The 5,402-nt window shown below is 71.6% G+C and carries 6 protein-coding genes; 2 read left to right on the top strand and 4 right to left on the bottom strand.

Translation table 11 applies throughout. The features are described from left to right. Positions 1-116: 116 nt before the first annotated feature. A complete protein-coding gene (locus AB0958_RS18135; protein ID WP_366891494.1) occupies positions 117-662 on the top strand; it encodes a DoxX family membrane protein in 546 nt (181 codons plus the stop codon). 35 nt (positions 663-697) lie between these two features. Continuing rightward, positions 698-1,045: a MazG-like family protein gene (locus AB0958_RS18130; RefSeq protein ID WP_366891416.1), complete on the top strand. Its 348-nt coding sequence runs from the start codon at positions 698-700 to the stop codon at positions 1,043-1,045. A gap of 141 nt (positions 1,046-1,186) precedes the next feature. Here AB0958_RS18130 and AB0958_RS18125 read toward each other — a convergent pair whose 3' ends face one another. The 4 genes from AB0958_RS18125 to AB0958_RS18110 form a co-directional block, all read right to left on the bottom strand. After that, entirely contained in the window at positions 1,187-2,026 is an 840-nt protein-coding gene (locus AB0958_RS18125; protein WP_366891415.1) for a hypothetical protein, read from the bottom strand. A gap of 102 nt (positions 2,027-2,128) precedes the next feature. After that, positions 2,129-3,241, bottom strand: coding sequence for a polyprenyl synthetase family protein (locus AB0958_RS18120; protein WP_366891413.1), 1,113 nt, complete (start codon positions 3,239-3,241; stop codon positions 2,129-2,131). A gap of 92 nt (positions 3,242-3,333) precedes the next feature. Continuing rightward, the gene (locus AB0958_RS18115) at positions 3,334-3,891 is read right to left on the bottom strand and encodes a GNAT family N-acetyltransferase (protein WP_366891412.1); all 558 of its coding nucleotides are present in this window, start codon (positions 3,889-3,891) and stop codon (positions 3,334-3,336) included. Between the two features lie 112 nt (positions 3,892-4,003). Continuing rightward, complete coding sequence (locus tag AB0958_RS18110) at positions 4,004-4,510, bottom strand: hypothetical protein (protein WP_366891493.1); 507 nt, start codon at positions 4,508-4,510, stop codon at positions 4,004-4,006. Between the last annotated feature and the right edge of the window lie 892 nt (positions 4,511-5,402).

Here is a 5,402-nt window from a genome sequence, read left to right as displayed (position 1 = left end):
CGGTCGTTGCCCTCTCGGTCGGGGCCGCCACCCGAACGGCTGCGAGGACGGGCCGTTCGGGTGTGGCGGGTGCGACGGTGGAAACCCGTGATCCGTTGCCGCCGATGGGAGTCACCGTGACCTGCTACGACCGACGTGATGTGGGGCTGCTGCTGCTCCGGCTGGGCACCGGCGGGGTGCTGGCCGCGCACGGTGCGCAGAAACTGCTCGGCTGGTTCGGCGGGGGCGGGATCGCGGGCACCGGCCAGTTCATGGAGTCGGTCGGGTACGCGCCCGGCAAGCAGAGCGCGATGGCGGCGGGGCTCGCGGAGGCGGGGGGCGGCACGCTGCTGGCCCTGGGCCTGGCGACCCCGGCGGCGGGCGCCGCGGCGGCCGGGGCGATGGCGGGCGCCGCCGCGCTGCACATGCCGAACGGCTTCTTCGCCCAGGAGGGCGGCTACGAGTACGCGGCCTCCCTGGGCCTGACCGCGGCGGGCCTCGCCGTCACGGGCCCCGGCCGGCTCTCGCTGGACCACGCCCTCGGCCATGTCCTCGACCGGGGCTGGATGGTCCCGGCGGCGCTGGGCGTGACCGCGGCGGCGACGGCCGTGGTCATCGGCGCCCGGAACAGGCGGGTGCAGCGGGCGAAGGAGGGGGAGCAGGAGGCGCTGTTCGAGGAGTGAGCGCCGGGCGGGACCGACGGGGCAGACTCTCCGGCATGACGGAACAGCGAACCGCGCCCCCTGACCCGACGCCGGACCTGTGGACCTCGGTCGAGGACCTCTGGACCTGGCTGGACGCCCACCGCGGGCACGACGGCGAGACCGGCCTCGTCCTGCGCATGCTCAAGCTCACCGAGGAGGTCGGCGAGGTCGCCCAGGCGGTGATCGGCGCGACCGGCCAGAACCCCCGCAAGGGCGTCACCCACTCCTGGGAGGACGTGCAGGGCGAACTGTGCGACGTGGTGATCACGGCACTGGTGGCGCTGCGCACCCTGACCCCGGAGGCGAGGGAGGTCTTCGAGGGGCACCTGGCCCGGGTGCGGGAACGCTCGCTCACGCCCTGAGGGGGTCCGGCCAAAGGTCGGCGCCGGTTCCGCACCGCCGGGCAGGACGGCGGTGGCTCTCCCTGTAGCCCACCGCCACCGGCCGGCGGGTCGCCGGGCAGACCTCGCTCGACCTGCGCTCGCTCAACGCATGCGCGGCTCTCAGGGGGTGTCCTGCGCCGCCGCCGTCGACGTGTAGAACACCGACCTGCCCTGCTTGCTGCGCTGGGCGAGGTTCCTGGCGACCAGGCTCTCCAAGGTCGTACGGATCACCGTCGTCTTGATGGTCCGGCCGGGCTGGCCGGACCTGATGGCCTCGGCGACCTCGACCGCGGAGCGCGGCTCCCGCTGCTGTTCGAGATAGGTGCGCACGGCGTCGACGAGAGACGGCTTCGCCTCGGCCGGGGTCGCCTCAGCAGCGGGCGCCTCAGCGGGGGTCGCCTCGTCGGTCTTGGCCTTGCGGGAGCTCACCTTGCGAGGACTTGCCTTGCGGGGACCTGCCTTGCCGGAGCCGGCCTTGCCGGAGCCGGCCTTGCCTCGACCTGCCGTGCCGGAGCTCGCCTTGCCGCTGCCGGAGTCGGCCGCCCCGCTCGACGCCGACCCGGTCTTCTGACGCGGTACGACGGCCACGGTGACCTCCGCGGCCTTCGCGTCCCCGGCGGACGCGGACGCGGGGGCGTCGGCGGACCGGTCGGAGTCGGAGGCACCGGTGGCCTCGACGCCCTCGGAGGACGCGGGGGACTCGTCGACCTGGTCGGCCTGGTCGGCCTCGTGCGCCTCGGCTCCCTCGGCGGCGTCGGGTGCGGTTGCCCCTGCTTGCGGGGCCAGCGCCTGCCGCAGCCGATCCAGCACCACCCGGTTCTCCCGCAGCTCGCGCAACTGCCCTTCGAGGGCGGCGATCTCGGCGCCGAGACGCTCCTGTTCCGCAGCGTTCAGATCGAGGTCCTGCTGGATGCGCTCACCATACTGAGAAGCCAGTTCGGTATTCGGTGACTCAGACATACGGCTGACCTCTCCTCGGTGTGCTTGATGCGGGGTACAGAGTACGCATCCACAGGACATCTCACCGCCCGTCGGTGGCAAGCCGTTCGCGCAGGCCCTGCTTCACCGGGACCGCTCGACGCTCCAGTGGGGCAGCGCCTCGAAAAATCCGACCGCCTCGCTCCGCCACCGCTCGCGCCAGCCGCCGGCGACCAGAGCCGCCTGGTCGGCATGGGCCCGCATCGACTCGCGCAGTCGTTCCCGCACCCCACGCTCCTCGGCGATCCCCCGCACGACGGCGATCGTCTCGTCGCTGGAACTGCTGTCCCCCAGGGCCGCCTCCACCAAGCGCCGCTCCGCTCCGCCGACCGTGGACAGCAACGCGGCCACGGCATAACTGCGCCTGCCGTCCCGGACATCGGTCCCGACCGGCTTCCCCATCTCCTTGCCGTCCCCGAAGAGATCCAGGTAGTCGTCCCGCATCTGCCCGCAGATCCCGACGAGCCGCGCGTACCGCCGCAGCTCGTCCGCGTACCGCTCGGGTCGCTCGCCGGCCGCCAGCAGCCCCAGGTGCAGCGGGGCGAGCAGCGAGTACCGGGCGGACTTGAAGTCGGCGACCTGGTGCAGGACTTCGTCGTCCGGGACCGTGTCGCCGAGGTCCCGTTCCAGGTCGACGACCTGCCCGAGCACCGTCTCGGCGGCGGCCCGGGTCAGCACCTCGACCATGGCCTGCCGCACCGACATGTCGCCCTCCGCCCCGAGCAGCACGCGCACGGCCAGCGCCAACGCGAGGTCACCGGCGAGCACGGTGAGCCCGAGGGCCGCCCGGGGGTGGCCGGGGAACCGCTCACGGTAGGCGTAGTAGGTGGAGGGACCACCGCGCCGGACGGCGCTGTCGTCGATGAGGTCGTCGTGGATCAGCCCGTGGGTGTGCAGGAGTTCGACGCCGAGGGCGGCGTGGTCCAGCCCGGCGACGGGTTCGTCCGTCACCAGCCGCGCCGCCTCCCGCAGCACCACCACCCGGATGCGTTTGCCGCCGCGCAGGGTCAACTCCCGTACCATCGCGAGGCTCTGCGGGGCGAGGACACCGTAGGACGGGACGTCGAGGCACCCGTCGCCGCCCAGCGAATCGAAGTACCGCACGATCAGCTTCTCGAAGTCCCGGACGTGACCGGCGAGTCGGGCGGTCAACGGGTCGTCGGCGCCGGGTGTGTCGGACATGGGTGTGTCGGACATGGGTGGTGGCTCCTGACCGGGCGGGCGGACTCGGACGCTCCATGATGCGCGAGGACGCACGACGGCTCCGGCCTCCTGTCGGCCGACCTACCTCAGCGTCCCAGAGCCGACGGTGACGGCAGGTCCCACGTCTGGAGGGCGTAGGGCCGCCCCTTCTCCTCCCCCTCGATCAGTGGCACGTCGAGCAGTCGGAACCCCGCCTTGGTGGCCACGGCGACGCTGGCGGCGTTCTCGGCCTCCAGTTCCAGGAAGACGCGCTCCACGCCGAGCTGCTCGACGGCGTACGCGGCCATGACCCGCACCGCCCGCACGGCCAGCCCCTGACCACGGTGCGCCGGGCCGATCGCGTAGCCGATCTCCCCGCCCTCGGGGCCCAGCCGCAGCATCACCTCACCGAGCGGCGCGCGGCCGTCGACGGTGACGGCGAGCAGAATGGTCGTACCCTCCGCGCGCAACTGCCGGGCCCGGTCCAGTCGTGCGACGGCGGCCGCTTCGTCGAAGGGGGAGACGATCGGCGTCCAGTAGGCGATGTCGGGATGGTCGAACAGCTCCGGCATCGCGGCCAGGTCCGCCTCCGTCCAGTCCCGCAGGACGAGACCTTCGTCCGCGAGCTCGATCCGCTCGGGCAGCGGTATCGGGGTGCCGCTCATGATGCCGTTCCTCCCTGACCTGACGAGACGGGGCAGCATAACCGGCGGGCCGATCTCCCCGGACCGCCGCCGACCGGGGTGCGCCGGGTGAACGCACCCCGGCCGGACGGGATCACCAGGTGTGCGCCACGTCCACCACGAGATGGTTGGCCGTCTGGAAGACCCGGAACGGCAGCCGGGCCCGGACGCCCAGCCCCGCCTGGGTGTAGCCCTCGGACCCACCCGTGACCTTGAACTCCCGGAAGGTCCGGTACCCGGTGACGTCGACGGCGGGAAGCGCCGGGTAGGGCTGCCCGGTCGCCGGGTCGTAGCGCGAGGAGAACAGCGAGATCTCCAGGATGGCGCCGCCCTTGATGGGGACCACGGCGTCGGAGGGGTCCTGGTGCAGGACGTCGACGTAGCGCACGCTGTACTTGATCGGGTCGGCACCCGCACCCTGGGCGTCGAACACCAGCCGGTCATAGCACTCGTGCTCCCCGGCCCGCACGCCGACCAGCCGCCTGTTGACGACGGAGTCACCGCTCTTGTCCAGGCTCCCCCACGTCACGGCACAGTCCACAGCCGCCGGCGCGGCCACCGCCGGAACCGTAGCGGCCACCGTCCCACCGCCCGCCAACATCATCGCGGCCAGTGCAGTACCTGTACCTATCCGTCGCCGTCGCATGACTACCCCCCGGTAGCTCACGTAGGTGTGTGTCTGGTCAGACAGACGGCATCTCGCAAGGTTGTACGCCACGAAGCGACCCATTGCGACACAGAACCCCCTACAACACCAGCTGACCCGTGCGACGACCCCGATGTGTCCCGCGCGTAGCTGCCGAGCGGCGAGGCGCGCGGCCACGCTTCCGGGACGTCGCTGGAGCTCACCGTTGGTTACTGAGGTCGTCGACCATGCGAGCCGACTCGCCAGTCAGCGGGACGTCGCGAGCGCACTCCATGAACACCTGGAGGGACACCGCTTGCCGTCGGAACCTATTGTCCTGCTCATCCAGTGTGCTCACCTGTGCACTTGTCAAGGAGCGAGTGAACAGAGAGCTTGCAGCCCTTCGCAGGATCGCACCTGCGAGCGGCTCTCATCAGCCCGAGCGTTTCCAGCCTGCAATAGGTCCTCGCAGTACCACCCTTGCTCCGGACCTCGGCGAGCCCAACCTCCGCACCCCTCTCCCAAGACGGTCGGCGCCGGACCATGGCGGCAGCGACATCACGACTCTCCGCCCCGGTCCCGGGCTCATTAGGGGCCAATGGCGCGCCCCCGTCACCTCCAGGCCGAGTCTCCTCCGCGTAAGGGCCGTCCGTGGCAGAGTCGCCATTGGCGGTGCGCAGCTTTGACCAGGCCCTCGCCGAGTTCTGAGTCCCGCTAGCCGGGCGCCACCGTCCGCCGGCCCCAAGGTCACGCAACCGTCGGCGCCCACCTAGCCTCGGGCTTTCGTGAGGTGATCTGTCCGAGGCTTGATCACAAACGCGAGAAGTGCTCCTGACCTGGAACGATAGGACTTGTCGAGGGTCCAGAT

It is taken from the genome of Streptomyces sp. NPDC006655, assembly GCF_040703965.1.
Lineage (GTDB): Bacteria > Actinomycetota > Actinomycetes > Streptomycetales > Streptomycetaceae > Streptomyces.
This window is presented reverse-complemented; position numbering and strand designations above follow the sequence as displayed.